This is a genomic window from Methylobacterium sp. WL18 (assembly GCF_008040015.1).
GTDB lineage: Bacteria > Pseudomonadota > Alphaproteobacteria > Rhizobiales > Beijerinckiaceae > Methylobacterium > Methylobacterium mesophilicum.
In genome coordinates, this window is record NZ_VRVD01000572.1 from 1 (window position 1) to 3028 (window position 3028).

At 69.2% G+C, this 3028-nt stretch carries 2 protein-coding genes and 1 pseudogene; 1 reads left to right on the top strand and 2 read right to left on the bottom strand.

Annotated elements, in window-relative coordinates; translation table 11 throughout:
- Positions 1–874 (top strand): annotated as a pseudogene (locus FV228_RS25140) (methyl-accepting chemotaxis protein); the annotation flags it as partial.
- Positions 875–1321: 447 nt separating this feature from the next.
- On the opposite strand, the gene FV228_RS25145 reads toward FV228_RS25140, so the two are convergent.
- Positions 1322–1984 carry a CoA transferase subunit B gene (locus FV228_RS25145; protein ID WP_147857041.1) on the bottom strand — a complete coding sequence of 221 codons (663 nt, stop codon included), beginning with the start codon at positions 1982–1984 and terminating at the stop codon, positions 1322–1324.
- 22 nt (positions 1985–2006) lie between these two features.
- Positions 2007–2747 carry a CoA transferase subunit A gene (locus FV228_RS25150; protein ID WP_147857042.1) on the bottom strand — a complete coding sequence of 247 codons (741 nt, stop codon included), beginning with the start codon at positions 2745–2747 and terminating at the stop codon, positions 2007–2009.
- Positions 2748–3028 lie beyond the last annotated feature (281 nt).

The window sequence follows — 3028 nt, forward strand, 5'->3', positions numbered from 1 at the left end:
CCGTGCCGACCAGGCGGCCTCGTCCGAGCGCAGGCGCGCCCGCGCCGAGCTGGCCGACAGCTTCGAGCAGACCATGGTCGGCATCGTCGGCGCCGTCTCGACATCGGCCATCGACCTGCAGCGAGCCGCCCAGGGCATGACCGACACGGCCAGCCTGGCGGCGATGCAGGCCGCCACCGTCGCGTCGGCGGCCGAGGAGGCGGCCGGCAACGTCCAGACGGTCGCGGCGGCCGCGGAACAGCTCGGCACCTCGGTTCAGGAGATCGGACGTCAGGTCACGGGGTCGGCCGGCCTCACCCGGATCGCCGCCCAGGAGGCCGGGCAGACGACCAAGCTGGTCCAGGCCCTGAACCAGACCTCGGCGAAGATCGGCGCGATGGTCGGGCTGATCGCCGACATCGCCAGCCAGACCAACCTGCTGGCGCTCAACGCCACCATCGAGGCGGCGAGGGCCGGAGAGGCGGGGCGCGGCTTCGCCGTCGTCGCCTCGGAGGTGAAGGAACTGGCCGGCCAGACCGCCCGGGTCACGGAGGAGATCACCGGCCAGGTCGGCGCGATCCGGGCCGTGACCGAGAATGCCGTGGCGGCCATCGGCGGGATCACCAGCCGGATCGGCGAGATCGACGGCGTCACCGCCAGCATCGCGGCCGCGGTCGAGGAGCAGGGGGCCGCGACGCAGGAGATCGTCCGCAACGTCTCCGAGGCCGCCCTGGGGACCGGTGCGGTCACGAGCAACATCGTCGGCGTCGCGGATGCGTCGGAGAAGACCGGGGCGGCCGCGACCCAGGTGCTGGACGCGGCGGCCGTTCTCTCGGATCAGTCCGGGCGCCTGAACGCCGAGGTGGCCCGCTTCCTCGACGGCATCCGGGCCGCCTTAGGACATGGTGCCGGTCCGAGAAACCGGCAAACGATCTCGATTTCAAAAGGTCTTGGACCCATCCCTTTTAAGGTGTTTGGCCACGTGCGCCTCGTGGGATCGGCGCTCCTGAGCAGATCACGTGCCCCCCTTTCCCGGACAGGTGAAGCGAAGCGGAACCTGATCCGGGACCCAGCACACGAAGCGCCGCGTCAGCGGCACAGGTTGATCAGACGGACGCTGCGCGCCGTATTGTGCTGGGTCCCGGATCGCATTCCGCTGGCGCTGCATGCGCCCGGGAAAAGGGCCGTGCAGACAGCTCGACGCCATGTCCTGGCTCTCGGCCCAAAACCTTGCGCGTGCGGGGCCGAGCCCTGCGAAGACCCGGGGCTTCGCGCCCCGAACCCCGCCAAAGGGCCGCAGGCCCTTTGGAAACCCCTGTTCGAGCCGAGAGAGCGCTCCGGATCAGGCCGCGAGGGCGACGGTGTAGTCGGCTTCGGTCTTCCTGCGGATCTCGTCCTCGGTGACGCCGTCGGCGAGCTCGATCAGCGTCATGCCGCCGTCGCCCTTCTTGTCGATCGCGAACACCCCGAGATCGGTGATCACGAGGTCGACCACCTGGGTTCCGGTGAGCGGCAGGTCGCAGGCCTTGAGCAGCTTTGGGCTCTCGGTGCCGTCCTTGTTCCTGGCGACGTGCTCCATCACCACGATGACGCGCTTCACCCCGGCGACGAGGTCCATCGCGCCGCCCATCCCCTTCACCATCTTGCCGGGGATCATCCAGTTGGCGAGGTCGCCGTTGCCGGCCACCTGCATGGCGCCGAGGATCGACAGGTTGATGTGCCCGCCCCGGATCATCCCGAAGGAATCCGCCGACGAGAAGTAGCTCGTGGTCGGCAGCGCCGTGATCGTCTGCTTGCCGGCGTTGATCAGGTCCGGGTCCTCCTCGCCCTCGTACGGGAAGGGGCCCATGCCGAGCATGCCGTTCTCGGATTGCAGCTGCACCGACATGCCGTCCGGGATGTAGTTCGACACCAGCGTCGGGATGCCGATGCCGAGGTTCACGTAGAAGCCGTCTTCCAGTTCCTTGGCGGCGCGCGCCGCCATCTGCTCGCGGGTCCAGGCCATCGTTCTATTCCCTTTCCCTCGATCAGTGGGTGCCGCCGCCGGCGGCGGCCGCGGGGGTGCTGTCGCCGCGCTTGCGCGTGGTGCGCTGCTCGATCCGCTTCTCGCGCGCGCCGACCTCGATGATCCGCTTCACGAAGATCCCGGGCGTGTGGATCGTGTCCGGGTCGATCTCGCCGGGCTTCACGAGGTGCTCCACCTGCGCCACCGTCATCGTGGCGGCGGTCGCCATCATCGGGTTGAAGTTGCGGGCGGTCATCCGGTAGCGCAGGTTGCCCTCGGTATCGCCGGTATGGGCGTGCACGATGGCGAGGTCCGCGAACAGCCCGCGCTCCATCACGTATGCCTCGCCGTCGAACTCCCGCACCTCCTTGCCCTCGGCGACCTTGGTGCCGACGCCGGTCTTGGTGAAGAAGGCCGGGATGCCGGCGCCGCCCGCGCGGATGCGCTCGGCCAGGGTCCCCTGCGGGTTGAACTCGATCTCCAATTCGCCCCCGAGATATTGCCGGGCGAACTCCTTGTTCTCGCCGACATAGGACGAGATCATCTTGCGCACCTGCCGCGTGTCCAGGAGCTTGCCCAGGCCGACCCCGTCGATGCCGGCATTGTTCGACACGATGGTCAGGCCCTTGACGCCCGAGGCGCGCACCGCCTCGATCAGCTCGTCGGGGATGCCGCAGAGGCCGAACCCGCCGCACATGACCATCATGTCGTCGCGCAGCAGGCCGGCCAAGGCCGCGGTGGGATCCGTGTAGACCTTCTTCATCGAACCGTCCTTTTCCCGCCCGGTCTGGCCCGGCCGAAATCTTGGGAACTACGTTTCCTCGGGCCTGCTGTCCCCGATTCCGCGGCCGAAATCCAGTGCCGGGGCACGTTGCCCGCATGGTGTCCGGGGCGATCCGTAACCCGACACCCTGGGGAGAGCGGGGGCGCCGGGCAGGCCCCCGCAGACAAGGCGCCCGGAGCGCGCTATGAGGTTAACGCAACGAGCAGACCCTACCGGGCCGCGACGGCTTGAGGGGGCTGGCGCCGCACCCGGCCCCTGGC